The following is a 24,668-nucleotide window of genomic DNA, read 5'->3' as shown; positions in this document are numbered from 1 at the left end:
TCATCGAGGAACACCGTGTCCGTGCCCAGAGCCGAGCCTGCCGGCAAGCTGTCCGGGGACGAACTTCATCGCCGCGACCATGCCCCGGCGAGGCGGGTGACGCGCACGAAGGACGCGGGTTTTCGATCAGAACGGCTGTCGCTCGGTGAACTGCACGAAGTCAACGGCGTCCACCACCGACGCACCCGCTTCGCCAGAACCAAAGGGCTCCGATCTCGTGCCAGCCCTCGATGACCCGCACACATCAGTGGCGTCCCCGAGGACTTCACCAGGACCGCGCTTCCGGCAGCCAACCCGGGCGCTGCGTCCATGAGGAACAGGGTGACCGGAGTTCCACGGCGTGATGAGCGACGACCGGGTACGGGTGGTAGGTGGTGGACAGTCGCTTCGACAGTCTCAGCAGACCCGAGGACCTGACCTGCTCGCCAGTGAGAAACTCCTCGGCATGGGTTGGCGTAGTAGGTAATGAACTCACACGACGCTGTCGTCTCCACCGGGGCGTCAGGGCGCACCTTGCCCGTTTCGGCTTGCAACAGGTCGGTGAGGCGTCCAGGATCCAGTCCCGCCAGCGATGCAACCACCTGGCGCGTTGCCTCGGGCCAGCTTCGGCCCCGACCTGGGCGCGGCGGAGATCAGCCGCGATGCCATTCACGTTCTCACGGTCATCCACAGGGACAGTTGCGACGTGCCGGTTGTCGGCTGGGTTACGCACATCCAAGGTGTCCGCTGTGGTCGCCGTGCTCATCGGGTCTCCAGGGATGAGCGGGGCCCGCGGGAGATCCTGTCGGGCTGGGTGTGGTTGGTGGGTGTGTCGGTGAAAGCGTCAGCGGTCCCGTGAGTGCCCTTAAGCGTCAGCGGTCCATAGGTATGCCGAAGCTCGGTCAGGATCGCGTTCAAAGGCAGGTCGTCGAAGACGCCGCGCTGGCGGACGTACTCCATATGCTGGGCTCCGTCGGCGGTGAAGGCGTGCAGGAGGGCGTCGCGATCGCCGTCGAAATCCACCGGCGGTACACCGAAACGCGCACACAATTCGGTGTTGAACGCAGGCGTCGCCTTCAACCACCGGCCGTCGATGTAGAGATGGCTGTAGCCGTGATAGACGAACAGGTCCGTGCCGCCCATGAGCACTCGCAACGTTTCGGTCTGCAGGTGATTGCGGACGTCAGCGAAGCCCAGCAGCGCCGGAATCCGTGCCGCGCGGCACACCGCGGTCAAGAGCACCGCCTTCGGGACGCAATAGGCTCGCCCGGCCTCGAGGACAAAACTCGCTCGATAGTGGGCGGGATCCTCTGAGACTGTGTAGGGGTCGTACCAGATCTGGTCGCGGACGGCGGCGAAGAGGCGCTTCGCCTTGTCCCGGTCGGTGCTCGCATCGCCAATCGCGGCGGCGGTGAACGCCCGGACGGACTCGTGATCGATGTCGAGGAATTCGGTCGCCCCCAAGTACACCACCGGTGTCTGCTTCATCTGCGCCCCGACGCGATTGGCAACCCGCCGCCCGGGATGGGGAGCGATGTGTCGCCCCATTTCCCCTCATGTCGATCGGGGATCGGCCAGGTGTAGGTGCGTAGCATGTGGTGCCGAATCGCTTCACCCTCCGGGCCCCACCCCGCTCGACGAGGGTGGCGGATCACGGTCGTCAATTGATGTTCCTTTCCGAAACACGGTCGCTGCTCGTCGTATCCAACACCCACGATCGATCAACTGCGGGCAAGTCCGCCGAGCATCAGCTCGGCCCTATCGACGGGAAGTTGCTGCATGATGGCTCGCTTGCTGAACATGAAGTCGCGGGGGCGGTTGATGCAGTCGGCGGCGATGAGCTTGCCACCGCGTAGGTAGAAGCAACTGAAGTCGCGGTCCCGGGTGGGGTCACCGCTGAAGACGACTTCGTCGTAACCGGTGTTGAGACCGGCGATCTGCAGCTTGAGATCGTATTGGTCTGACCAGAACCAGGGAAGTGCCGCGATCTTCCTAGATTTTCCACAGACGGTCGAGGCGGCGACCTTGGCCTGCTCCCCCGCACTCGACACGGACTCCATGCGTATACGGCGGCCGTAACGGGCCATGTCGTGGCTTGTGCAATCTCCGGCGGCCACGATGTCGGGATCCTCGGTCCGGGCATGGTCGTCGATCACGACGCCGTTGTCGACCACGAGACCCGCAGCGTCGGCGAGGTCGGTGTTCGGTTCGACGCCGATGCCGACGATGATGAGGTCGGCAGGAATTGATTCACCACTGTCCAGAGTCACTTCACGGACTGTACGGTCACCGGTCAGGGCATCGACCCTCGCGTTCGTTCGGATGTCGACGCCCTCCTCTCGGTGGATCCGTTCGAAGAACGTCGATACGTCGGGAGCAGTGACCCGCTCGAGGACGCGAGTGGTTGCTTCGAGCACGGTGACTTCCAGGTCCAGTGCCCGCAGCGAGGCGGCCGTCTCAAGTCCGATGTAGCCGCCCCCGACGATCACCACCCGCCGCCCGGGGGTGGCGGACGTGCGGATCATCTCGACGTCTGCGGCGGTCCGAAGGTAATGGACCCCGGCGAGCTCGGCCCCAGGAACTCGGAGCTGACGAGGGCGGGCTCCCGTGCACAGCGCGAGCTTGTCGTATGTCAGTGTTTCGCCGGTGCTCAGAACGATGTGCCCAGCCGAGCGGTCGATCGCCTCCACGTGCGCGTCCAGAAGCTGGATTCGCTGCTTGGAGTAGAAGTCCGCACTGCGGATGGTGATCTCGTCGAGTACACGTTTGCCGGCCAGGTAGGCCTTCGACAACGGGGGGCGTTGATACGGAGCCGCCGACTCGTCGCCGATAAGGACGATCTCACCGCTCCACCCTTCCTGGCGCAGACTCGCCGCGAGTTGGGCTCCGGCATGGCTGGCACCGATGATGAGGGCTCGCTGCGATGTCATGTGCCGGATTTCGGGGTGAGGCGCACCATCATCTTGCTGATACCCCTCACGAAGTTGGACTGCACGTACTCGGGTTCGCCGACGACCTCGATGTTCTCGAAGCGGGGGAGCAACTCCTCCCAGAGAATTCGCAGCTGCATCTCGGCCAGTCGGTTGCCCATGCACCGGTGTACGCCGAACCCGAAGGCGATGTGGTTGCGGGCGTTGGCCCGGTCGATGATGAAGTCATCGGGTCGCTCGAACACACGCTCGTCGCGGTTGCCCGAGGCGTACCACATCACTACCTTGTCACCCTTGCGGATGAACTGCCCGTTCAAGACGGTGTCGGCCTTTGCAATTCGGCGCATGTAAGCCAACGGTGTCTGCCACCTGATGATCTCCGAGTTCATGTTGGGGATCAGGCCGGGATTGGCCTTCAGCTTCTCGAACTGGTCTGGGAACCGGTTCAGCGCAAGGACACCGCCGCTCATCGAGTTCCGGGTCGTGTCGTTCCCTCCGACGATCAGCAACACAAGGTTGCCCAAGAACTCCATCGGGCGGTCGATCAGGTCCTTAGTGCTCTCGTTGCTCTGCAACATGGTGATCAGATCGAAGCCGGGTTCCTCCCCGGCAGCTGTCCGGGCCGCCTTGTCGTGCCATAGCGCGCTGAGACCGCGCGCCATGTCGCGCATGCCTTCGAACACCTCGTCGTTGTCCGAGGGACCGCCGTTGGCTTGCTCCATCGAGGTCGCGAGATCGGACCAGTAGACGAGCTTGCGACGCTGCTCGTACGGGAAGTCCAGGAGAGTCGCGAGCATCCGAGCGGTCAGCTCGATCGAGACATTCTGAACCCAGTCGAATGGCTGATCCACGGGCAGGTTGTCCAGCACCTCCTGAACGCGCGATCGAATGAGCCCCTCCATCTCACGCAGGTTTTTCGGTGCGACCACACCCTGAACCGCGGCCCGCTGCCTGTCGTGGCGAGGCGGATCCATCGCGATGAACATCTCGATATCGAGAAAGCGAGGCGGGACACCGATGACGATGAACGGTTCGGCGGAAAACACCGCATGATTCTTGTCGACGGCCACGATGTCGGCATGGCGAGTGACGGACCAGAACGGACCGAACGCACTGTTGGGCTGGTAGTGCACTGGCGCCTCGTTACGCACGCGCTCGAAGTACGACTGCCAACGCCCCTGCCGATAGAGGAAAGGGTTGCTGAGGTCGATGTCGGCGAGTTCGACATCCTCGACCGGCGGGATGGGGCTCTCGACGAACATCTTCGTCCCATTCGTTCCGGTCACCCAGCGTCGGGTCTTGTCATAGAGGTGTGCGCCCCGGATCTGCAGATCCATCGGGATGGCCGACTGAACCTTGTCGCCGATCGTCTCGGAAACCTTCACGCGTCTTACCTGCCTTTCGTCGTCACAGTTGGAACTCGGGTGTTCGGACGACCAAGCCGTCCCATTCCTCTGAGCCCACCATCTGGCAGGACAGCCGAGAGGTAGGTTGCCGCTCAGGGTTCATCGCGAGCATCTCTTCTTCATCGGCACCCGAGAGGCCCACCACGTCGGACCATTGCGGATCGACGATCACATGGCAGGTCCCGCACGCCGTTTCTCCACCACAGTCCCCATCGATCCCGGGCACCGCATTATCGGTAGCAACCTGCATCAGCGACTGACCTTCCACCAAAGCCGCCTCATGCGTCTCGCCGTCGTGGGAGACAAAAGTGACAACTGCCATAGTCAACTCCTGATATGTAGTCCTCAATGTGAATACTTGGTAGAAGTCTTGTCGAAGATGAGCACCTACGACTATGTTCGACAGAGTCAGAAACTTGTGAATTTGGCTCAGCGAGACGATGGTGAACATCAGTGACGAGGGGCGTGCCCCAATGACGCGGGCGTGCCCCAATGACGCGGGTGTGCCCCCGCTCGTGTTCGTGCAGCTGCTCGAGAGCCAAGCGCTCGACCCAGACGCCGTCGCACGGCTTCGTAACATCATGGCACGCGAAGGAACCGACGAGGCGACGCTGATCCAGCGTGACACCCAGGTCCCGTTACGGTGGTTTCGGGAGGTCTACCCCGAACTCGATGTCGACCAGGCAACCCTGCTCGGTTTCGCGTTCGCTGAACAGGCCCAATTGACGTCCTTCGGCCCGTTGAGTTTTCCGTTGGTCAGCGCAGGCTCAGTGGCCGAGATCGTGGAGCTGCTCACCTATCTGCCGTTGATTTCGACAGCGGTCAGCCCCCAGTTTCACCCAAGTGAGCACGGCCTCACCGTCGGGCTCACCGGACACACACGTGATTCGGCCCTGGACTGCCTGGTCGTCACCTACAGTGGGTCGGCGCTACTGCGACTGCTTGACATGCTCGCCGGCGAGGTGCAGACCGTTACACTCCACTTGAGTTGGCCAGCGCCCGCCTTCCCGACCAATTACGAGGACATGCTAGCCGGGCGCCTGTTCTTCGACGCTCCGATGTCGTTCCTCCACATCCCCGCTGACACTCTCAACGAGGTCTGCCGGTTCTCTGATCCCGTCGCGTATCGACACGCCATCGCCGATCTGCAACGAACTCTCGACCAGCGCAGCGGAACCACGTCGTTCTCGGAGAAGGTGAGACGGCTGTTGGAGAAGGACCCCGGACAGAGAAGTAGCCAGTGGGTCGCGCACGAGCTGTCGATATCCACCAGCACACTCAAGCGGCGCCTTGCCGAGGAGGGGACCACCTTTCGCGGGTTGCACCAGTCATTCCTGCGCGAACGCGCGATGCTGCGGCTACTCGACCGATCAATGTCGGTGAGTGAGATCGCCACGGATCTCGGATACAGCGACCTCACCAACTTCTCACACACCTTCAAGCGATGGACCGGCCGCTCCCCGAGCGAGTTCCGGCGCACATAACGCTGAGCTGCCCGGGGAGTCCGGAGACTTTGGCTTCGCCTCGGCTCCTCGGTGGACTGTCGGAACAACGGCTGATCTGATGACCGATCGAACCCGTGCCCGGCTTCTCGCGCTCGACGTCCCCCGCGAACGGATCTTCATCGACAACGGCTTCTCCGGCACCACCCCGCAACAACCTGGCCGCCTCGATAACGTGCTCGCTGCGGTCACCTCGGTCGCGGCGGCCATCACCGGGCGGCAGCCGCGTTCTGACGCCTGTTCCTGGGCCCGAGCAACTCGACCAACGCATCGAGCCGGGCATAGACCGCGTCCCGGCGCTTGACCATCGTGGAGCGCTGCTTGACCAGCCGGACGGCCACGACGATCCGCAACGTCCATGCCATCGTCATCGCTCCTGTCGGTCCACATCCTGGGGTCACCAGGTGACTGACCATCGCGGCCACGGCCCAAACATCTTCTAAGCAGGAGTCCACGCCTACCGGGGGTCAAAGTCCTGGGTGGTGGTGTATGACGTCGTCGCGTGAGTCTTCGTCGGGTGGTTATGCGGTCAGCGCCGCTTGGGTCACCTCCTGAGCGGGTTCGGTGGCGGTGTTGTCTGAGGTTCCCCCCGAAAAGTGGACATCGAGTTAGCGGGACTCCAGTCCCGCTGGAAGGATGTCCGTATGCCTCCTCGCAAGCGTCGGTCGTTCACGGCCGAGTACAAGGTCGAGGCCGCCCATCGTGTGATCGATTCCGGCCGTACCATCGCAGAAGTGGCCCGGGAGCTGGGCCTGAGCGAGAGCCTGTTGGGTGAGTGGGTCAAAGTCGAGCGACGCAGGATCGCTGCCGCCGAGGTCCATGGAGAAAAACCTCTGGACACGGCCGAACGCGCCGAGTTGCTGCGATTGCGACGGCAGGTCGGCGAGCTCGAGAAAGACAACGCTTTCCTGGTAAAAGCCTCGGCTTATGCTGCGACGCAGAAGAATCGACCCGGTTCGATCTGATGGTGAAGTACGCCGGCCCCGACGACATTGCGGAGACCGCCGGTACCGCCGCACCGGAAGGTGAGCGCTTTTCGATCACGCGGATGGCGCGACTGCTGACAGTGTCCACATCTGGCTACTACCAGTACATCAAACGTAGAGCTACCACGGTGTTGACGCCGGGACAGCAGCGTCGCGCCGACCTCGAAGTCAAGATCGTCGAGATCCACAAGGATTCGAAGGGAACCTACGGGTCTCCGCGGGTCACGGCCGAGTTGCGTGCTCACGGCGAGGTGGTGAACAAGAAGACGGTGGCCAAGATCATGGCCTCGAAGGCATGGAGGGCATCAGTCCGCGCACGTTCAAGGTCAAGACGACGGTGGTCGATCCGCAGGCGTCGTTCCCGCCGGATCTGATCGAGCACTTCGACCAGGGCCGACTCGATGCCGTCTGGCTCACCGACGTCACCTATCTCACCTCCGGTGAAGGTGACATGTTCTTGTGCAATCCGGGACGGCCATTCGGCGGAAAGTGTTGGGATACAGCATTGCTGATCACATCGGTGCCGAGATGGTCACGACAGCCATCGACCGCGCCGTGGCTGCGCGCGGTGGGTGGTGTCGTGAGACGATCCTGCACTCGGACCGGGGTGGGGAATACACGGCTCACCTGACCGCTGAGGCTGCACCCTTGCAGTGGACACCCCTGACAATGGTTCCAATGGAGAGCCAGAAGGATGTCGAGGTGGGACGCCCGTCTCTGTACCCGGAGGAATTCCGGAAGGACGCGGTCGCGTTGTATCGCGCGGCCGACGGTAAACGCACATACGCTGTGGTGGCTGCGGACCTGGGATCACTGGCGAGACGCTGCGGACGTGGGTTCGCAAGGACACCGCCCGTAACGGGCCGTCGCAGGACCGCAGTACCGGCGCCGACGGGACCGAGTCGGACGAGCTCGCGCGGCTGCGCTCGGAGAATGCTCGGCTGCGGGGTGCGGAGAAGGAATGGCAGCTCGAACGCGAGATTCTGCGCCGGGCACGCCGGCACTGAACGCATTCGCGACCACATTCGCAGGCCGGATCACCCTGAGTCAGAACTAAACCGATGTGCCAGAGACACAGGCCTGACCGGCTGGAAACGCCCAACGCAACCTGGATGTCCAACTGGCGCAGATTCTACCGAATATAGAGAAGACAACGACGGTGCCCGGCACCCACAGGGGAACAGTAAAGAAAAAGAGACGAAGTGGTCGTACTCGTGTTTCGGGGTGAAATGCCTTTCGGCGGCGGCGTCGAACACATACTGCCCCTCGGGTGTCACATCACGTGTCGCACCCGCATATCGTCGAAAACCGCCGCCACACGTACTACGTCACCCGTTGTCGGCGCATGGATCATCTGCCCGTTCCCGATGTAGATGGCGACGTGTCCCGGCCCGTTCGGTCCCCAGTTCCCAAACAACAGGTCACCGGGCACTGCCTCGGCGAGGGGCCGTTCGAGACCGACGTTCCACTGGGTCTCGGAGGTGCGCGGGAGGACGACCTTCCCGGCGGTCGCCGCGTACAACGCGTAGGAGGTCAGGCCGGAGCAGTCGAATCCGCCCTGCGAGGGGCCGTGAATGTTTCCGCCGCCCCATACGTAGGGAAGGCCGAGAAACTTCATGGCGCTCTGGACGACCCGTGCGCCGGCCTCGGACAGGGCCGGTCCCCCGAAGGGGGAGAGCAAGCTGGCGAAGTAGGCCTCGGACGCGCGGATCTTCGCGACGTACGGTTTTGTCTGATTCTCGTAGTCAGGGCTACCGGAGGGCATTCCCCGAGAGGCGAGCACGGCGCCCAGGCCGGCGTTGTAGCCGGCGATCGCCAGGTCGAGGGTGTCCCCGCGGACTCGTCCTTGGTGCTTCCACGAGTCGATCTGGGTGTACATGTCGCACAACAAATGCCCGGAGGCCATGACGGAGTCCGCGACGCCGAGAACATCTGCGGTACCGTCACCGTCGGCGTCCTTGCCGTACGTGCGCCAGGTTCCATCCATGAATTGACCGGGGCCCTTGGCGCCGACCGGAGATACCGGGGCTGACGGTCCGTAGCGGAATCCGTTCTCCGCTGAATAGAGTGCCGCGAGCGTAGGCGCTGTGATCCCGTCGCACAGTGCGCCGGCCTTGTTCAGCCAGGGCACGAAGGTGGCGAAAGTATTACCGGGGGCCAAAGTGAGGCGGGGCAGTACGCTGCTGATCGGTGCGAGAGACGCGGTGTCTGCGAAATTGGCACTGCTCCAATATCCTCCATCGGATCCGTCGGTGGCAGCGGTGCCGGGGCTGGGTACGACGGCGCGGTCTGCCGGCGGCACGGGTTCTGCAGGGGCGGGATCTGGTCGTGGGGGTGTGTCGGCCGGAGGAAGCGGGATCGGCGGCGCGGGCGGGGGTTGAGGGGGTATCACCTCCGACATCGCCTGCGCCGCATTGTCGATCCCTTGCTGCGCAAACTGCTGCACGGGGGTGGGAAGTGTTGCCAACACATCTCCGACCTGTTGATCGAGGGCTGGTGCTGCCTGCTCGACCGCCGCTAGGGCGTCGGTGACCGGTGTTTTCACTTCGGGCGGCAGGGCGGTGTTGTTCGCGGCGCCACCGACGGCGATGACGATCGCCGTGATGATGGCGGAGGGGTCGGACATCTTGCGCTCGTTTCTCTACATCGGATAGTCGTCTTCGCGTCCCCCCATTGGGCTCGCCCGTTCCGCGAGCCGGGTCATGGCGTGCTCCATTCATGCACGTCGGTGGTGTCGATTTCCTCAGTGACGTAATCGAACTCGTTATAAAGCTGGTGTTCGTCGAAGCTTTCCTGGATCGCGATCTGCGCGCTTTCGGGCAGGGTGTGCAGGATGTGACGGACGCGTTCCTGTCTGCGGGTGACGGCTTGGCGGAACGGCATTCCGGGGGTGGCCTTCATCTGCGGGACGATGCCCTCGACGTCGTCGACGCCACCGGCGTGGTGGCCGGCGTCGACCATCGCTTGTTCGGCGGCCATGGTGGCTTCGTCCTTTTCCTCGGACATGCCGATCGGGCCGATCATGGTGCCGTTGAGGAACTGTTTGACCACCGGCTCCTCACTGGTGAGCAGCACCTCGCGGGGTCCGAACATCACCAGTTCCTTACGGAAAAGCATGCCAATGTTGTCCGGCACCGTCCGGGCGAGGTTGATGTTGTGCGAGACGATCAAAATCGTCGCGTCGATCTCGGCGTTGATGTCGATCAACGTCTGCGAGATGTAGGTGGTGCGCACCGGGTCCAGGCCTGAGTCCGGCTCGTCCACCAGAATGATCTGCGGATCCAGCACCAGGGCGCGGGCCAGGCCCGCGCGTTTGCGCATACCGCCGGAGATCTCGCCGGGGAGCTTCTCCTCGGCCCCGAGGAGACCGACGAGTTCCATCTTCTCCATCACGATCTTGCGGACGTCGGACTCGGACTTCTTGGTGTGCTCGCGCAGCGGGAACGCCACGTTGTCGTATAGGTTCATCGACCCGAACAGGGCGCCGTCCTGGAACAGCACCCCGAACAGTTTCCGGATCTCGTAGAGCTCCTTGGAGGAGCACTCGAGAATGTTGGTGCCGTCGATCACGATGGAGCCCTGCTCCGGGCGGAGCAGGCCGATCAGCGACTTCAAGAACACCGACTTACCGGTTCCCGACGGCCCGAGCAGCGCGCTGACCTCACCTGACGGAAGCGTCAACGACACGTCCTGCCAGATCCTCTGCGAGCCGAACGACTTGGTCAGGTCGCTGACTGAAACTTCGACACCCATCGTGACTTCCTTACGTCGATTTCGTGAACTGGGGGGGAACTCGGGTAGTTGATGCGGGAGCTCATACCGGGGTCATTTCGGTGATCTGCCAGGAATCTCCATCGCGCTGCAGTGAAACCTGGACGCGGCTGCCGTCCAGCTTGGGTGCAGGGCTGTCGGTGCTGGTGGTCGACTGGTTGAGGAACATCAGCACGGTGGCGGCGTCGGCGTCGGCAGAGACCACGGAGGATTCCACGACGGTCGCCGAGGTGACCACCTGTCGTTCCTTCGCGGAGGGGATGATGACGTCTTTGCTCACGCTTTCGAACTGAGTGCGGAAGTCGCCCCCGAGATACTCCAGTGCGTTGGTGAAGTGGTCGTCGATGGTGTTGAAGTCGTAGGACAGGATGTCGGGAACCATCTGCGCGGCATGCGCGCGGGCCTGGTGCCGGGTGTCTTCCTGGCTGCGGCCTTCGTGGGCGCGGATCGTCAGTGTCGCACTGGCGATCGTCACCGCGACCGCCAGGACGCCGAGTCCGGCGACCACCAGGGCGCGTTTGCGGCTGCTCCACGTGCCGAGGAGCGAGGTGATGCGAGCGAGGTAGGTAATCATGCGACGAACTCCACGTTGGATACGAGCCAGCGACCGTCGACCAGGTCGAGGGTCATTTTCATGCGGTAGACCCGCATCTCACCGTCGGGGGCCTCGGTGTTCTTGACCGTCGAGGTGACTGCCGCCAGGACGGTGGCGTGATCGTCCGTCGCGTCGACGATCCCGGCGGATTTCACTTCGCCCGTGGACTCGACCTGTCCCTGGTTCAGCACGTCACCGAAACCGCCTGAGGAAGTGGTGAATTGGTCGTGGAATGGTCCGGTGGTTCCGTCGGAGACTTTCTGGATGTCCTCGTCGAGGCTCTGGTGGCGGAGGGTGACCAGGTTGGTCGCCATCTGGGCGGCAGTGTCGAGGATGGTGACGTCGCGGGTTGCGGCGGTTTCCGTGGTCCGCCAGTCGTTCCACGATCTGACCCCCAGAACTGTGCCGGCCAGCATGAGGGCGCCGAGGAACACGATCGCAGCGAGAGTGATCCGGCCGGTCCGTCGGCGGGCGGAGTCGCCGGAATCGTCGGCGGCGGTCGTCGGGGTTTCGGGTGGTGGTTCGGGTCGATCGAGGACGTTTTCGTCGTCGATCGTCTCGGTGGCTAACGCTGTAGCAGACTTTGCCATGTCAGTTCCTCCTCGGACTGGGTTGGGGACTTGGCGTCGATGGAGTACAGGGCGCCGTCTGGGGCGCGGAACGTGCCGGTGATCGGGTCGTAGGGTGCGGTGGCGATCGCCCGTGGTTGCCGGCTGTCCCAGGAGGCCGGGGTTACCGTGACAGGCGCCTGCTGCGAGTTGCCCGACTGCTCGGGCTCCGGTGGAGCGGCGGGCGGTTCTCCCGGTGCCGGGACGTAGGGCTGCCCCGGCCGTGCGAGCATCTGCGGCCAGCTCGAGGGCAGGCCGCCGGGGCATTCACCGACTTCAGCCGTGCGCACGGAGGGGTCGGTGGCGCAGGGAAGGTTGCGGGCGCCGCGGACCACGCGGGGCTCGTTCGGAGGCAACTTGCAGTAGGGGTCGGTGGCTGGTTCGGCGGCGGACAGGTCGCCGGGGTCGCGGCGCTGGGTCTGCTCGTATCCCTCGGTACAGGGCAGGGGATTGGCGGTGTTGCCCAGCTTGATATCGAGCGGTCCCTGCCCGTAGGTGCGGTCTGCGCCCTGCACGCCCAGAGCTGAGTAGTTCATCGCGGCCGAGATCGCCGGGTAGATCACCAAAATCTGGCGGAGACCGGGCACGTTGACCCGCAACACTTCCCCGGCGCTCTGCAGGTTCGCCAACAGCAACGGCAGAGACGGCTGGAGGTCGGTCATGGTTCCACCGAACGCGTCGAAGAAGGCGGGGCCGTTGTCCAACACGCCGCGAATCTGAGTGTCGTTCATGGTCAGCTGCTCGGTGAACGAGGCCAGATCGGTGGCGAAGCTGGAGATATCCGGGCCGGCCTCGTTGGCCGCACCGAGGACCGGCTCGACGTCGTCGATCAAGGTGGTGGTCGGTTTCAGGTTCGCTTGCGCGAGCGCGATGAGCGGGCGGGCGGAGTCGATCAACCGGGACAGGGCGGGCCCGGCGCCGTTGAAGGCGATGTACGCCTCGTCGACGGTGGTCTTCAGATCCTCTTTGGGCAGCCCCTCGAGGAGCGTGTTGACCTCGTCCACCACCTTCGCGGCCGGCACGGGCAGGGTGGTGCGCGATCGGTCGATCACGTCGCCGTCGGCCAGGAACGGCCCCTCCGAGGTGGTCGGCACCAGGTCGACATACTGCTCACCGATCGCGGAGACGCTGCGCACGTAGGCGTCGGTCGACTGGGGAACCTTGTGGTCGGAGTCCAGCTGCAGGTGCACGGTCACATGGTCGGGGTTCACGTCGAGCGATTCGACGACGCCGACATCGACGCCGCGGTAGGTGACGAGCGCATTCGGATAGAGTCCTCCCGCTCGTTCGAGTTCGACATCCACCGAGTACATTCCGATACCCGAGAACCGCTTCAGGCCCATGTAGCTGTAGACGGAGTTGCCCACGGCGACGAGAGCGACGACGGTGAAGATGACGAGTTGGATTCGAACCAGTTTGGTGCGCATCAGCGTTGACCTCCCTGCTGTTGAGGTGTGCCAGCAGCCGGAGTTGCGGGGAGTGTGGCCTGGCGCGGCTCGGTGGGTGCCAGCAGCGGGTTGGCGGCTTGTCTGGCGGGGTTGAGCCCGGCGAGCTCGGATACCGGAATGCTGCCGAGGACCTTGCCGCCCACGGTCTCGGCGCTCACGTCGAGGGTGAGGAACAGGTTCACGTAGTCACCACGCGCCGCGCGGTCGGTGGTTTCGATCGGGAACGGCAGGGTTGTGGCGATCTTGAGCGCCTCGGGGATCGAATCCCCGACGGAGGCGAGCTGGCTCAACGTGGGCTGCAGCGCCGTGAGATTAGCGTGCAGATCCTCCCGGCTGCTGTCGAGCACCTCGGTGGCGACCTGACCGAACTCACCGACGCTGGTCAGCATGGTCGTCAGCTGCTGCTGCTGGTCGTTGAGCACCCCCATGGCCGGGGTGATGGTCTCGATGCCGCGATCGAGTGTTCCGCTCTGCGTCGCCAGCTCGGCTCCGAGCCGGTCGAGCCCGTCGATCGCGCGGACGATGTCGGCGCGCTGCTGATCGAGCCCGCCCATGAGGGTCTCGAGGTTCCCGAACAGCTCGTGCAGGTTCTGCTCCCGACCGTCCAGGACTCGCACGAGTTCGGAGGTCACGGTGCGGATCTGCTGCAGCCCACTGCCATTGAGTACGAGGGACAACGCGGACAGAACCTCTTCGGTGGAAGCGTACTGGCTGGTGCGGGACAGGGGTATGACGGCCCCGTCCTGCAGGGTTCCCCTAGGTTCTTCACCGGCGGGAACCGTCAGTTCCAGATACTGCGATCCAAGCACACTGTTCTGAGCCAGCTTCGCGGTGACGTTCGCCGCGATCTCGGCGTTGTCCTGGAGCTCGAGTGTCAGGTGAGCGATCCAGTCTTGTCCGCCGATTCGGGCGATGTTCCCGACGATCACGTTGTTCGCCTTGACCGGCGAGTTGCCCACCAGATTCTGGACGTCGGCGAGCTCGACCGTGACCTGGTAGGTGTCTCCGCCGACGGCGTTGCCTGGCAACGGAATGGAGTTGATCCCATCGAATCGGCACCCGGTCGAGGTCACCGCCACCCCGAGTACCAGGGCCGAGTAAGCGGTGAGTTGTTTGATCGAGGTCATCGGGTTCCTCCGCTCGGTGCCGGCGCGCCCGGGGGTTGGACCAGTCCGGTTGCCAGTGCTCCTGTGGTTTTGATGCATTCGTCGGCGGGGGCGTCGACTGTGGTGAGGAGGGCACAGATCAACGACCGTGGGTCGGGGGTATCGGAAACGGCTATCGCGGCGGTCAGTGAATTCGAGTCCGGGTCGTAGATGTTGTAGAAGTTCGACAGCGTCGTTGGAGCGGTGTGGAGGATGGAGGCAAGGGCGTCCTCACGGTCGACCAGCTGGCGGGTGATGTCGGTCAGTTTGCCTACGTCGGTGGTCAGTGCCCCACGATTGTCCTGGAGGAACTGGGTGACCTCACCGAAGGTCACGAGCATGCTGTTGAGCAGTGCATCGAGTTCGGTGCGATTGGCGTTGAGCACCGACGACGTGGTCGCGAGTTCCCGGCTGAAGGCCGTGATCTGCTGCTCGTTGGCCGCCAGTGCGCTGGTAAACGACTGCAGGTTCCGGACGGAGGCGAACAGGTCCTCCCCGCCCTTGCTGAGGGTGCTGCTGGCATCGGAGAGCTTGACGAGGGAATCGTGCAGGGTCTGACCGTTGCCGCGCAGGGTGTCTGCGGTGTTCGACACGAAATCGTTCAGCGATCCGTTGGGATTTTCGGGCGTGCGCCCGACGTCCTGGGCCAGCTTGACGACCTGCTCCTTGACCTCGTCGAATTCCACCGGTACCGCGGTGCGTTCGACTGGGATGGTCTGTCCGTCCTGCATCTTCTCGCCGCCGGTGTAGGCCGGTGCGAGTTGGATGTAGCGGCCGGTGACCAGGACCGGTGCCACGATCACCGCCTGCGCGTCGGCCGGGACGTCGTAGTCGCCGTCGTATTCGAACTCGATCCGGACGCGATCGCCTTCCGGGGCAATTTCATTGACCCGGCCCACCTCGACGCCGAGGATCATGACTCGGTCCCCGACATACAGTCCCGTCGCGCTCCGAAAGTAGGCCGAGATGTGGTGGGTGGCGTTATTGGCGACCCAGGCCCCGGTTCCGGCCACGACGGCGACGATGACCACGATAAGCAGCAGAACCTTCGCCGGCATCCGCACAGTCGGCCTGCGTGTCCCCTTCATCGAGGGCCTCCGAGGCTGCCGGGAAGCTGGCCGGCGAGATTCGCGGGCAGGATGTTCTGCAACAGTGCCGCGAAGAACGGTCCGCTGCCCACGACGTCACCGATCTGCTGGGAATAGCGCTCGAGACCGGTGAGGGAGGCGTTGATGTTGTCGTAGTTGTTGTTCAAGGTGGTCACCAGGGTGTCCATCTGCGCGAGGGTGGGTGCGAGGGTGGCTTCGTTGTCCCGCTTCAGCGCGGTGAGTTCGTCGGCGATCTGCCGGGCCTGCACGAGGATGTGGTGGATGGCGTCGGCCCGCTGATTGAGCGCGGCGAAAAGCGACTGACCCTGGCCGAGTAGTTCGGCGACACGCTGACTACGGTCGGAGAGTAGGGCGCTCACCCCGGCGGTGTTCGTCAAAAGGTGACGCAGGTCGGCATCGCGACTGGCCACCGTCTCGGACAGCCGGGACAGCCCCGTCAGCGACGACTGCAGGTTCGGGGGCAGCGCCTGCTCGACTTCCGAAAGCTGGTCGAGGGCACCGGACAGATCGACGGTGTCCGTCTTGGAAACCTTGTCGGTCACCTCTTCGAGCGATCGTGTCAGGTCATATCCGGAGGTGGTGTTGGACAGCGGTATCGTGCCACCGCGGCCAAGTTCCCCGTCACCTCCTGGTGTGAGTTCGATGTATCGACGTCCGAGCGCGGTCTCGACCTTGATTGTGGCGTGCGTGTCGTCGCCGAGGCGTACATCACCGCTGTCGGCATCGAATTCGACATCGACCTTGTCTCCGTCCAGCGAGATCTTCCGCACCTCGCCGACCTTGACGCCGGCGATCTGGGTGGTGTCACCCACTACCAGGCCGCTCGCGTCGCCGAACTCGGCGTGATAGGTCTTCGCCGCGATGCCGGGGATCGTGTCGTAGTTGAGGGCCACAACGATTACGCCGAGTAGGACGAGGGTGCCGACGACGCCGACGCGGATCGGGTTTCGTTCGAGGAATGATTTGGTCATCATTATTTGCACCTTTCGGCGGGCGCGGTGAACATCGGCGTGAGTCCGCCCGGCCCTTGCGCGTACTTGATCGCCAGCCCACACACGAACAGGTTCACGTAGCTTCCGTATCCTCCTGCGCGAGCAGTCAGACGGTAGTTCTCGGGCAACTTGGCCAGGATCATGTTCACCGTGTCGGTCTTGGCATTGAGTTGGCCGGCCAGGTCGCCGAGGGCGGATACGTCCTGCGCGATGGCGGGCCGGTTTTCGGTGAGAACCTCGGCCAGTGTCTTGGAGGCGTCGTCGATCTGCCCCAGGGAGCGGCTGATCAGATCCCGGTCGTCGTTGAGGCCGGCGACCAGGTGTTGCAGTTGGTCGACGAGTGCCCCGAACTGGTCGTGCCGGTTGTTGACGGTGCCGAGCACGGTGTTGAAGTTGGTGATCACTTGGCCGATGGCCTGATCGCGGTCGGCGAGGGTGTTGGTGAACGTGTCGATCTGGGAGATCAACGCGCTGATACTGGCTTCCTGACCGTTCAGAACCTGGATCAGAGAGGTGGACAATTGATTGGTCTGATCCGGATCCAGGCCCTGGAGAAGTGGACGGAAACCGTTGACGACCTGGTCGAGATCGAGGGCCGAGGTCGTCTGCTCGAGCGGAATCGGGCCGTCGAGCGCATGCGTATCGAAGGCGCCCTGGGACAGGTCGACATACCGGTCCCCGATCAGGTTCTTGTACTTGATCTTCGCTTCGGTGGTAGAGGGCAGGGGACGCTCGGTGGACAGTGAGAAGGTGACCAGTGCCGTGCCGTCCGGATTGAGGGCGACATCGGTGACCTTGCCCATCGGCACTCCGGCCACCCGGACGTCCTCACCGTTTCCGAGTCCGGACGCGCTGGTGAAGACCGCGCTGTAGGTGTGTGTGCTGCCGAAACGGAGGTTGCCGACCACCGTGGCGACACCGAACCCGGTCAGCGTGGTCACGAGCATGAAGATCAGCAGTTTGAGGACGGGTGCTTTCGTTGTCATCGCAGACCTCCCAGGAAGAACTGCGCGAAGGGGTTCCCGATCAGATCCATCGGGGTACGCGCGGGACGGTATGCGTCACTGCCGTCGTCAAAGTTGGTGTGTCCCTGCGGCTGTGTCCAGTCGTAGCAGGCCACGGGACCGTCGGCCTCCACGACCGGCAGATTGGCCGAGTTCGTATAGGGCGGGTCACCCATCAACAGGGTGCTGGTGATGTTCAACCCGGGCATGTCACTCCCCCCGAAGATCCGTTCGAGGTAGGTGTTGGTCTGCTTCAGGCTTTCGACGAAGCAGGGAAGGGCCGGAGCCCGCTCGGCGAGCAGGGCGGTGGTCGGCGCCAAGGATGACAGGGATTCGGTCAGCGGTGTGCCGGCGGCGTCGAGAAGGCCGTGACCACTGTTGCCGAAGCCGGTGAAGCTGAGGATGAACGCGTTGAGCTGGTCTTGGCGTTCGGTGATTGTCGTCGCGGTGGTGCTGGCGTGATCGACAGTTGCCATGAGGTCGGGAGTCGCGGCGGCGAGGATGTCGGTGGTTTGTGCGCCCTGCATCAGGTCACGCTGCAGGGTGGGGATGCTGTCGTTGAAACTCGAGAGATAGGTGTTGAGTTCGACCAGGGTGTCCCCGAGGTGGTCGCCCCGGCCGTGCAGTGACGTCGCCAATGCGTTCAAGGACCCGTTGACCTTCTCCGGCTCCACCGTGCGCAACACGGTCACCAACGATTCGAGTAGATCGTTGATTTCCGTCGCCACCTGTCCCGTCGAGAGCACCGTGCCCGCCGAGATCGTCTCGGAGGAGGGCGTTGCAGGCTGCACCAGGGTGACGAACTTGCGGCCGAACAGGGTCGTGGGATCGATCGCCGCTGAAACGTTCGCGGCGATGGTGCTCGCACGGTTGTCGTCGATGTCCATGGAGATCTCGGCCTGCCCGTCAACCAGCTTCACGTCGGTGACCCGGCCGACGACGACCTCGCGTATCTTCACGTCGGATCCGGGTTCGAGCGACAAGCCGGCGCGGGTTGCGTACAACTTGACGGGGATAGCCGAGGTGAAGTTTCCCCGGTAGACGGCGATTGAGGTGGCCGTCGCCAACGCGCCCACCACGACCAGCAGCAGGCCGAGTGCGACGTAGGTTTTGCGGCTGCGTTCTGCCAGATGTCCACTCATGTCAGCCCGACACCCGCACTGCCCCGGCGGTGCCGCCGTACACGGCGATACCGATCAGAAGGTCGATCACCATGATGGAAATCAGGGACGTTCGAACTGCCCGACCGACCGCGACACCCACACCGGCGGGACCACCGCTGGCGTTGTAGCCGTGGTAGCAGTGCACGCACATCACCACCACGGACATCGCCAGCACCTTGACCGCCGACCAGATCACGTCGCTGGGTACGAGGAACACGTTGAAGTAGTGCCAGAACGTTCCTTCTGCTTCCCCGACCATGTAGACGGTGACCAGCTGGGTGGAGGCGAAGCCGATGAACAACGCCACCGAGTACAGCGGGATCACCGCAATCACCCCTGCCATCACCCGCGTGGTGACCAGGTACGGCAGTGAAGGAATCGACATGGTTTCCATCGCGTCGATCTCCTCGCTGACGCGCATGGCGCCGAGCTGTGCGGTGAATCCAGCCCCCACGGTTGCCGTCAAGGCGATGCCCGCGATCACCGGGATCGCTTCGCGGGTATTGAAGAAGGCAGAGATGAAGCCGGACAGTGCACCAAGGCCGATGTGGCCGAGAGAGGTCGAGCCCTGCTGGCCGACCTCGTACCCCACTGCGGCGGTGAGCATGGTGATGACCACCAGGGTCCCCCCGATCACGGCGAGGGCTCCGGTGCCCATGCTCACTTCTGCGAGGAGCCGAATCGTCTCGGCGCGGTAGCGCCGGAAGGTCCGCGGAACCGACGCGATCGTGTGGTTGTAGAAGGAGAGCTGTCTACCCATCTCTTCGAGATGGCCGACCGGCGCATCAATCAACTTGATCGCGGCGGCTCCGGTTCCCCGGAGACCAGTAGGTCTGTTGGATTTCGACACGAGATTCCCGTCGTTCTTGTCGTGCGGTTTTCTGTCAGTTGTCCAAACGTGTTCAGTGCAAGGCCAATGTGGTGATGATCGAGTTCGCCAGGAACAGCAACAGGAAGCTGAAGACCACTGTCTGGTTGACGGCGTCACCGACGCCCTTCGGCCCGCCGCGCACGTTCAGGCCGAGGTGGCAGGCGACCAGTCCGGCGAGCATCCCGAACACCGCCGCCTTGATTTCGGCGACGAAGAAGTCCCCGAGACCGGTCAGAATCGAGATCGAGGTGACGTACTGGCCGGGGGAAGCGCCCTGCATGTACACGGTGGCGATATAGCCTCCGACCAGACCGACCGCCGACACCAGGCCGTTGAGGAACATGGCGATGACCGTCGAGGCCAACACTCGCGGAACGCACAGGCGGTGAATGGGATCGATGCCGAGGACCTTCATCGCATCGATCTCCTCGCGAATCGTCCGCGATCCGAGATCGGCGCAGACCGCGGTCGATCCCGCGCCCGCGACGACCAGGACTGTGACGATCGGTCCGATTTCGCGGACGATGGCGACACCGGCGCCGGCGCCGCTCAGGTCGACGGCACCGATCTCGGCCAGCAAGATGTTGATCTGATAGACGAACATCATGCAGAACGGGATCGCCATCAACAGAGTCGGCATGATTGACACACCGGCAATGAACCACGCCTGGAGGAGGAATTCGCGCAGATGAAATGGTCGACGAAACATGAAGCGGAACGTCTCGAGTGAAGTGGCGTAGAAGGCGCCCACCGCGCGGGGTGCCACGCGTAGGGCGGCCGACGCCTGCGCTCTTCTCTCGCTCGCCGATCCGGATTCTTCAAGCGTTTGCACGTAATCCTCCGCGCTGATAAGTGGGTGCCTGTGTGTGAGTAGGTGACGGCGGGTGCGCCGTCACCGTTCGATTCGCCCCTGCCAAAGACGGTCTTCGGTCGGCCTTGGCAGGGGCGGAGCCCTTTCCGGTGCTCGGTGCCCAGCGGGGTGCGGCCACCCACTACCGTCGATTCGACCGTGCCGGGGTCCGTGCCGGGTCCGAAGTCGTGGGGAGAGCCGCGCGGCCCCGGTGCCGACCGTGTCAGAAAGGTGTCACATCGGCTGACAATGCTCGTCGCGTTATCCGAGCGTTCCCTGCGGGAGACTCCGATCACCGTCGGCGATGGGTGAATCGCGGGTGAGCTGTGCTGCGTCGGTCGAAATGTGCTGTTCGATGTCACCTCGTGCGTACAGCGCGCGCAGCGCCTTCTTGTCGAACTTTCCGACGCTGGTTTTGGGCACCGTCTCGAGAAATGCCCAGCGTTCGGGAATCCACCACTTTGCGACCTGTGAGTCGAGGAAGGTGCGCAGTTCGTCCGGGCCGATCGTCGAGCCTGGGTTGCGCACCACACAGGCCAGGGGCCGCTCTTCCCACTTGGCATCGGGTACGGCGATAACGGCTGCTTCGAAGACCTCTGGGTGCCCCATCAGGGCGTTTTCGAGGTCGACGGAGCTGATCCACTCGCCTCCCGACTTGATGACGTCTTTCGTCCGGTCGGTGATCTGGATGTATCCGCGGGGGTCGATATGGGCGACGTCACCGGTGCGCAGCCATCCGTCCGCGAACTTGTCGGTGGCGTCGACGCCGTAGTAGGCCCCGGTAATCCATGGCCCTCGCACCTGGATCTCGCCGATCGACTTTCCGTCCCAGGGCACCTCGTTGCCGGAGTCGTCTATCAGACGCGCTTCGACGCCCGCGGTCACCCGGCCGGTCTTGGATCGCCAGTACATTTCGTCCTCCGGCGCACTTCCCTTCGGCGGCAGGGCGACCGCTGCGAGCGGGCTGGTCTCGGTCATTCCCCATGCCTGAATGATGCGGACACCGAAATCGGACTCGTAGCCCTCGATGAGAGAGCGTGGAACCGCGGATCCTCCGCAGGCGACGAGCCGCAGACTGCTCAGATCTGTGCTGTGTGTGCGGGCGTAGCCGAGGAGGTCGTTCCAGATTGTCGGTACGGCACCGGCGAGGGTGGGTCGCTCGGACTCGATCATTCTTGCCAGATGCTCAGCCTGGAGGTAGCGGCCGGGCAAGAGTAGATCGGACCCGGAGAGCCAGGATGTGTAGGCCAATCCCCACGCATTTGCGTGGAACATCGGTACCACCGGAAGCACGATGTCGTGCTCGTTGACACCGAAAACATTTCCTGCGGCCGACGCCAGGGAATGCAGGTATGTCGAGCGGTGACTGTAGACGACACCCTTCGGGTCGCCCGTCGTGCCGCTGGTGTAACACATTGCTGCAGCCTGAGATTCGTCTAGATCAGGCCAGACGAACGGTGTGCGGGTCAAGGTGAGTAGGTCTTCGTAGCGAAAGTTCCGGTCGTCGGGCAGCTCGTTGGTGTCGGTGTCGCCGACGACGATGACATGCTCGACGGTCGTGAGCTGGTCGAAGACCCGGGCGAGCAGCGGAAGGGTGGTCCTGTCGGCGATGACGACTTTGTCTTGAGCATGGTTGATCACGAACGCCAATTGCTCTGGAGTCAGTCGCAGGTTGAGGGTGTGGAGGACCGCGCCCATCGAAGGGATCGCGAGGTAGCACTCGAGATGTTCCTGCGTGTTCCACAGGAGTGTGGCGACCCGGTCGCCCGGAGAAACTCCGATCTCGGTCAGCCCGCTGGCGAGGCGTTCGGCGCGGTGGGCTACCTCGTCAAATGTGGTGCGACGGCAGGAATCCGGCTCGTAGGTCACGACAGTGGAGTTCCCGTATATGCGCTGTCCGTGAAGCAGAATCTCGCGGACCAGCAGGGGAGAGGTTTGCATCGTACTAAGCACGGGGGTCTCCAGGCTCCAGGAAAAAGGGGGGACTTGTCGTCGAGGGGGCGCGGCGCGGCGAAATCGGCGTGCCGCGCCCCCTCAGGGTGACTTAGGCGTTCAGCAGATCAGCGCGTTCGTCGGCGGCGAGCATTTTTCGGTACGGGTCGAACAGTGTCTTCGCTGCAGGGATGAGTTTGAGGAGCTTCGGCACCGGCCCCTTGGCGCGCACCGTGCCCTTCGCCATGGCAACGGGGAGATTGAGGTTGCCGAGCCAGAACTTGTTTCCGTTGTCGGCCGACATGAACAGCTCGACGTTCGGGTCGGGCCCGACGCCCGCTCCGGTGTAGACCTTGCCATTCGGAAAGTCGACGGTGATCACCGAATCCGGATCGGTGTAGGTGATCCGAAGGGTCACACCCGACTCCGCAAACTTCGGTCCGAGTTCGGGGTCTGCAACTCCCTGAGTGAACACCCCACCGACATACTTGTACACATCGTCGTCGTTCTTGAAGACGCCCATTGCGTTTCTCCTTAGTCGAGATTTATCCAGACCGACTTGGTCTGGGTATTGCCGAGAAGCGCTTCCTCGCCGAGGTCACGTCCATACCCGGAATTCTTGAAACCACCGAAAGGTGAGGTCGGGTCCAGCATGTTGTACATGTTGACCCACACCGTCCCCGCATCGAGTGCGTGCGCAACCCGGTGTGCGCGTGACACATCACGCGTCCACACGCCGGCCGCGAGTCCGTATTCGCTCGAGTTCGCGCGGGCGATTGCCTCGGCCTCGTCATCGAAGGTCAGCACCGACAGAACCGGGCCGAACACTTCCTCGCGGGCAATGCGCATGTGATCGGTGACGCCGGTGAAGATCGTGGGTTCGAGGAAGAAGCCGGCGGACTCGGGGCGGCGGTTGCCACCGATCTGCAGAACCGCTCCTTCCTCGAGTGCGGCCTGGACAAAACCCTCGACCCGGTTGAGCTGACTCTCCGAGACCAACGGTCCCATCTGCGTGTCGTCATCGAGTCCGTGCCCGGTCACGATTCCCTGTGTCGCCTCGACCAGTCGGGCCACCACCTCGTCATGGACGCTGCGGTGTACGAACAGTCGGCTACCGGCGCAACAGACCTGCCCTTGATTCACGAAGATGGCTGTCAGGGCACCCTCGACCACTGCGTCGAGGTCAGCGTCCTCGAAGACGATGTTGGCGGACTTGCCACCGAGCTCGAGCGTCACCTTCGCAAGGTTGCGGGCACTGGCGGCAACGATGCGCCGACCCGTCTCCGTCGACCCGGTGAACGTGATCTTGTCCACACCCGGATGTTCGACGAGCGCTTGTCCCGCCTCGTGGCCCAAGCCGGTTACGACGTTGAACAATCCCGGAGGCAGCCCTGCCTCGATGGCGAGTTCTGCGAGCCGCACCGCCGTCAGCGAGGTCATCTCGCTGGGCTTGACAACGACGGCGTTTCCTGCGGCCAGGGCGGGCGCGATCTTCCAGCTGGCGATCAGCAGCGGGAAGTTCCATGGGACGATGGCGCCGACGACACCGAGTGGTTGCCGCCGCGTGTATGTCAGGGCCTCGCCCACCAGCGGCGATACGGGCAGAACATCGCCGGTCAGCCGGGATGGACTACCGGAGTAGTATCGCCAGACTTCCGTTGCGATGCTCATGTCGAGGAAGAGTGACTCCGTGAGCGGCTTACCGTTGTCCAGGGTTTCGAGGATGGCAAGCTCCTCCGCGTTCTGTTCGACGAGGTGCGCGAGCTCGGCCAGCGCACGACTGCGTGCCGTGGGCTTGAGCGCGCCCCATTCGGTCTGGGCGGCGTGGGCCGAGCGCACAGCGGCGTCGACATCGTCACTGGTGCCCAGCGCGATCCGGGTCAGGACCTTCCCGTTTCCTGGGTCGACGGTGTCCAGGGTGTTGCCGCTCAACGCTGGGCGTCGCTGTCCTGCAATGAAGATGCTCTCCTCGGCACCTTCCAAGGACGGTGCCGTGCCTTCAGGGATGATCGTGGTCATCGAATCTCCTGCTTGAGGACGCCGGACTTCGGCGCACCAGAGGCAAGTCTGGTGATCCAGGTCACGTCTTCGCGCGGGGCGTACGGGCCATGGATGGCCCGAGCAGGCCGTCGCGGCCGCGCTGGAAGGCCCGAGACTTCCGACCGAGCGAGCACTGGGTGGACGGGTAGAAAGCGCCCACAATGCGCACACAGGGGAACCGCCGCCCCCAGATCCGTTCACTACGGGTAAGCCCGGCACCGGAGCAAGGTCGAGAAGTACGCCGGATCAGTACGGCAGAACTGGCTGTGGCGCACCGGGATGAACCGTCCGTAGTGACCGGATCCTGTCGCGGAGTGGTGCCAGTTTTCGTGGACAA

Annotated in this window: 23 protein-coding genes and 2 pseudogenes; 4 read left to right on the top strand and 21 right to left on the bottom strand. The window is 63.6% G+C overall.

Going from position 1 to position 24,668, the window contains the following annotated elements; all coding sequences use genetic code 11:
- Positions 1–144: 144 nt before the first annotated feature.
- The 5 genes and pseudogenes from CBI38_RS40480 to CBI38_RS37370 all read right to left on the bottom strand — a co-directional run.
- Positions 145–745 (bottom strand): annotated as a pseudogene (locus CBI38_RS40480) (aldehyde dehydrogenase family protein); the annotation flags it as partial.
- On the bottom strand, positions 742–1,467 hold the full coding sequence (locus CBI38_RS37385) for a transglutaminase-like domain-containing protein (protein ID WP_109336471.1): 726 nt from the start codon (positions 1,465–1,467) through the stop codon (positions 742–744). The pseudogene CBI38_RS40480 and the gene CBI38_RS37385, both read right to left, overlap by 4 nt.
- A 233-nt stretch (positions 1,468–1,700) precedes the next feature.
- Positions 1,701–2,909: an NAD(P)/FAD-dependent oxidoreductase gene (locus CBI38_RS37380; RefSeq protein ID WP_109336424.1), complete on the bottom strand. Its 1,209-nt coding sequence runs from the start codon at positions 2,907–2,909 to the stop codon at positions 1,701–1,703.
- Positions 2,906–4,294, bottom strand: coding sequence for a cytochrome P450 (locus CBI38_RS37375; RefSeq protein ID WP_109336423.1), 1,389 nt, complete (start codon positions 4,292–4,294; stop codon positions 2,906–2,908). The genes CBI38_RS37380 and CBI38_RS37375 overlap by 4 nt, the downstream gene beginning before the upstream one ends.
- Positions 4,295–4,316: 22 nt before the next feature.
- Complete coding sequence (locus tag CBI38_RS37370; RefSeq protein ID WP_109336470.1) at positions 4,317–4,637, bottom strand: 2Fe-2S iron-sulfur cluster-binding protein; 321 nt, start codon at positions 4,635–4,637, stop codon at positions 4,317–4,319.
- Between the two features lie 151 nt (positions 4,638–4,788).
- On the opposite strand from CBI38_RS37370, the gene CBI38_RS37365 reads away from it, so the two are divergent.
- On the top strand, positions 4,789–5,799 hold the full coding sequence (locus tag CBI38_RS37365) for a helix-turn-helix domain-containing protein (RefSeq protein WP_109336422.1): 1,011 nt from the start codon (positions 4,789–4,791) through the stop codon (positions 5,797–5,799).
- Between the two features lie 227 nt (positions 5,800–6,026).
- On the opposite strand, the gene CBI38_RS38285 is transcribed toward CBI38_RS37365, so the two are convergent.
- Entirely contained in the window at positions 6,027–6,188 is a 162-nt protein-coding gene (locus tag CBI38_RS38285) for a hypothetical protein (protein ID WP_162603431.1), read from the bottom strand.
- A 273-nt stretch (positions 6,189–6,461) separates the two neighbouring features.
- Here CBI38_RS38285 and CBI38_RS37355 point away from each other — a divergent pair, with 273 nt between their 5' ends.
- The 3 genes and pseudogenes from CBI38_RS37355 to CBI38_RS37340 all read left to right on the top strand — a co-directional run.
- Positions 6,462–6,782 (top strand): transposase, encoded by a 321-nt coding sequence (locus CBI38_RS37355; RefSeq protein WP_109336421.1) that lies wholly within the window; start codon positions 6,462–6,464, stop codon positions 6,780–6,782.
- The gene (locus CBI38_RS37350; RefSeq protein ID WP_109336420.1) at positions 6,782–7,177 is read left to right on the top strand and encodes an IS3 family transposase; all 396 of its coding nucleotides are present in this window, start codon (positions 6,782–6,784) and stop codon (positions 7,175–7,177) included. Before CBI38_RS37355 ends, CBI38_RS37350 begins: the two co-directional genes overlap by 1 nt.
- 328 nt (positions 7,178–7,505) lie before the next feature.
- A pseudogene (locus CBI38_RS37340) lies at positions 7,506–7,800 on the top strand (transposase); the annotation flags it as partial.
- A gap of 276 nt (positions 7,801–8,076) precedes the next feature.
- On the opposite strand, the gene CBI38_RS37335 reads toward CBI38_RS37340, so the two are convergent.
- From CBI38_RS37335 to CBI38_RS37265, 15 genes are all read right to left on the bottom strand, one after another.
- Entirely contained in the window at positions 8,077–9,429 is a 1,353-nt protein-coding gene (locus CBI38_RS37335) for a C40 family peptidase (protein ID WP_109336418.1), read from the bottom strand.
- Positions 9,430–9,503: 74 nt separating this feature from the next.
- Positions 9,504–10,556 carry an ABC transporter ATP-binding protein gene (locus CBI38_RS37330; protein ID WP_040270032.1) on the bottom strand — a complete coding sequence of 351 codons (1,053 nt, stop codon included), beginning with the start codon at positions 10,554–10,556 and terminating at the stop codon, positions 9,504–9,506.
- A gap of 61 nt (positions 10,557–10,617) precedes the next feature.
- On the bottom strand, positions 10,618–11,148 hold the full coding sequence (locus CBI38_RS37325) for a hypothetical protein (protein ID WP_040270034.1): 531 nt from the start codon (positions 11,146–11,148) through the stop codon (positions 10,618–10,620).
- Entirely contained in the window at positions 11,145–11,759 is a 615-nt protein-coding gene (locus tag CBI38_RS37320; protein ID WP_109336417.1) for a hypothetical protein, read from the bottom strand. Before CBI38_RS37320 ends, CBI38_RS37325 begins: the two co-directional genes overlap by 4 nt.
- The gene (locus CBI38_RS37315; RefSeq protein WP_109336416.1) at positions 11,735–13,204 is read right to left on the bottom strand and encodes an MCE family protein; all 1,470 of its coding nucleotides are present in this window, start codon (positions 13,202–13,204) and stop codon (positions 11,735–11,737) included. The genes CBI38_RS37320 and CBI38_RS37315 overlap by 25 nt, the downstream gene beginning before the upstream one ends.
- Positions 13,204–14,352 carry an MCE family protein gene (locus CBI38_RS37310; protein ID WP_109336415.1) on the bottom strand — a complete coding sequence of 383 codons (1,149 nt, stop codon included), beginning with the start codon at positions 14,350–14,352 and terminating at the stop codon, positions 13,204–13,206. Before CBI38_RS37310 ends, CBI38_RS37315 begins: the two co-directional genes overlap by 1 nt.
- A complete protein-coding gene (locus CBI38_RS37305; protein WP_109336414.1) occupies positions 14,349–15,458 on the bottom strand; it encodes an MCE family protein in 1,110 nt (369 codons plus the stop codon). Before CBI38_RS37305 ends, CBI38_RS37310 begins: the two co-directional genes overlap by 4 nt.
- Complete coding sequence (locus tag CBI38_RS37300; RefSeq protein WP_109336413.1) at positions 15,455–16,453, bottom strand: MCE family protein; 999 nt, start codon at positions 16,451–16,453, stop codon at positions 15,455–15,457. The genes CBI38_RS37305 and CBI38_RS37300 overlap by 4 nt, the downstream gene beginning before the upstream one ends.
- On the bottom strand, positions 16,453–17,457 hold the full coding sequence (locus CBI38_RS37295) for an MCE family protein (RefSeq protein ID WP_040270046.1): 1,005 nt from the start codon (positions 17,455–17,457) through the stop codon (positions 16,453–16,455). The genes CBI38_RS37300 and CBI38_RS37295 overlap by 1 nt, the downstream gene beginning before the upstream one ends.
- Complete coding sequence (locus CBI38_RS37290) at positions 17,454–18,617, bottom strand: MCE family protein (protein ID WP_052455227.1); 1,164 nt, start codon at positions 18,615–18,617, stop codon at positions 17,454–17,456. Before CBI38_RS37290 ends, CBI38_RS37295 begins: the two co-directional genes overlap by 4 nt.
- Before the next feature lies 1 nt (position 18,618).
- Positions 18,619–19,398 carry an MlaE family ABC transporter permease gene (locus CBI38_RS37285; RefSeq protein WP_096824229.1) on the bottom strand — a complete coding sequence of 260 codons (780 nt, stop codon included), beginning with the start codon at positions 19,396–19,398 and terminating at the stop codon, positions 18,619–18,621.
- A gap of 142 nt (positions 19,399–19,540) precedes the next feature.
- Entirely contained in the window at positions 19,541–20,218 is a 678-nt protein-coding gene (locus CBI38_RS37280; RefSeq protein WP_230831853.1) for an MlaE family ABC transporter permease, read from the bottom strand.
- 402 nt (positions 20,219–20,620) lie between these two features.
- Positions 20,621–22,300 carry a long-chain fatty acid--CoA ligase gene (locus CBI38_RS37275; protein ID WP_096824230.1) on the bottom strand — a complete coding sequence of 560 codons (1,680 nt, stop codon included), beginning with the start codon at positions 22,298–22,300 and terminating at the stop codon, positions 20,621–20,623.
- Between the two features lie 103 nt (positions 22,301–22,403).
- Positions 22,404–22,814 (bottom strand): SCP2 sterol-binding domain-containing protein, encoded by a 411-nt coding sequence (locus CBI38_RS37270; protein ID WP_040270049.1) that lies wholly within the window; start codon positions 22,812–22,814, stop codon positions 22,404–22,406.
- Between the two features lie 11 nt (positions 22,815–22,825).
- Complete coding sequence (locus CBI38_RS37265; RefSeq protein WP_040270050.1) at positions 22,826–24,310, bottom strand: aldehyde dehydrogenase family protein; 1,485 nt, start codon at positions 24,308–24,310, stop codon at positions 22,826–22,828.
- Between the last annotated feature and the right edge of the window lie 358 nt (positions 24,311–24,668).

Origin of the sequence: Rhodococcus oxybenzonivorans, assembly GCF_003130705.1 — a bacterium.
Lineage (GTDB): Bacteria > Actinomycetota > Actinomycetes > Mycobacteriales > Mycobacteriaceae > Rhodococcus_F > Rhodococcus_F oxybenzonivorans.
The sequence above is the reverse complement of the archived record's forward strand: the minus strand, read 5'-3'. Positions and strand labels throughout refer to the sequence as shown.

Bases quoted from the DNA above. Each gene is read 5' to 3' on its own strand.
- CBI38_RS37350 (WP_109336420.1), top strand. From the start codon at position 6,782: ATGGTGAAGTACGCCGGCCCCGACGACATTGCGGAGACCGCCGGTACC.
- CBI38_RS38285 (WP_162603431.1), bottom strand. From the start codon at position 6,188: ATGACGATGGCATGGACGTTGCGGATCGTCGTGGCCGTCCGGCTGGTC.
- CBI38_RS37290 (WP_052455227.1), bottom strand. From the start codon at position 18,617: ATGAGTGGACATCTGGCAGAACGCAGCCGCAAAACCTACGTCGCACTC.
- CBI38_RS37305 (WP_109336414.1), bottom strand. From the start codon at position 15,458: ATGAAGGGGACACGCAGGCCGACTGTGCGGATGCCGGCGAAGGTTCTG.
- CBI38_RS37280 (WP_230831853.1), bottom strand. From the start codon at position 20,218: ATGTTTCGTCGACCATTTCATCTGCGCGAATTCCTCCTCCAGGCGTGG.
- CBI38_RS37365 (WP_109336422.1), top strand. From the start codon at position 4,789: ATGACGCGGGCGTGCCCCAATGACGCGGGTGTGCCCCCGCTCGTGTTC.
- CBI38_RS37335 (WP_109336418.1), bottom strand. From the start codon at position 9,429: ATGTCCGACCCCTCCGCCATCATCACGGCGATCGTCATCGCCGTCGGT.
- CBI38_RS37300 (WP_109336413.1), bottom strand. From the start codon at position 16,453: ATGATGACCAAATCATTCCTCGAACGAAACCCGATCCGCGTCGGCGTC.
- CBI38_RS37265 (WP_040270050.1), bottom strand. From the start codon at position 24,310: ATGACCACGATCATCCCTGAAGGCACGGCACCGTCCTTGGAAGGTGCC.
- CBI38_RS37310 (WP_109336415.1), bottom strand. From the start codon at position 14,352: ATGACCTCGATCAAACAACTCACCGCTTACTCGGCCCTGGTACTCGGG.
- CBI38_RS37370 (WP_109336470.1), bottom strand. From the start codon at position 4,637: ATGGCAGTTGTCACTTTTGTCTCCCACGACGGCGAGACGCATGAGGCG.
- CBI38_RS37385 (WP_109336471.1), bottom strand. From the start codon at position 1,467: ATGAAGCAGACACCGGTGGTGTACTTGGGGGCGACCGAATTCCTCGAC.
- CBI38_RS37320 (WP_109336417.1), bottom strand. From the start codon at position 11,759: ATGGCAAAGTCTGCTACAGCGTTAGCCACCGAGACGATCGACGACGAA.
- CBI38_RS37295 (WP_040270046.1), bottom strand. From the start codon at position 17,457: ATGACAACGAAAGCACCCGTCCTCAAACTGCTGATCTTCATGCTCGTG.
- CBI38_RS37325 (WP_040270034.1), bottom strand. From the start codon at position 11,148: ATGATTACCTACCTCGCTCGCATCACCTCGCTCCTCGGCACGTGGAGC.
- CBI38_RS37275 (WP_096824230.1), bottom strand. From the start codon at position 22,300: ATGCAAACCTCTCCCCTGCTGGTCCGCGAGATTCTGCTTCACGGACAG.
- CBI38_RS37315 (WP_109336416.1), bottom strand. From the start codon at position 13,204: ATGCGCACCAAACTGGTTCGAATCCAACTCGTCATCTTCACCGTCGTC.
- CBI38_RS37380 (WP_109336424.1), bottom strand. From the start codon at position 2,909: ATGACATCGCAGCGAGCCCTCATCATCGGTGCCAGCCATGCCGGAGCC.
- CBI38_RS37330 (WP_040270032.1), bottom strand. From the start codon at position 10,556: ATGGGTGTCGAAGTTTCAGTCAGCGACCTGACCAAGTCGTTCGGCTCG.
- CBI38_RS37355 (WP_109336421.1), top strand. From the start codon at position 6,462: ATGCCTCCTCGCAAGCGTCGGTCGTTCACGGCCGAGTACAAGGTCGAG.
- CBI38_RS37285 (WP_096824229.1), bottom strand. From the start codon at position 19,398: ATGGGTAGACAGCTCTCCTTCTACAACCACACGATCGCGTCGGTTCCG.
- CBI38_RS37270 (WP_040270049.1), bottom strand. From the start codon at position 22,814: ATGGGCGTCTTCAAGAACGACGACGATGTGTACAAGTATGTCGGTGGG.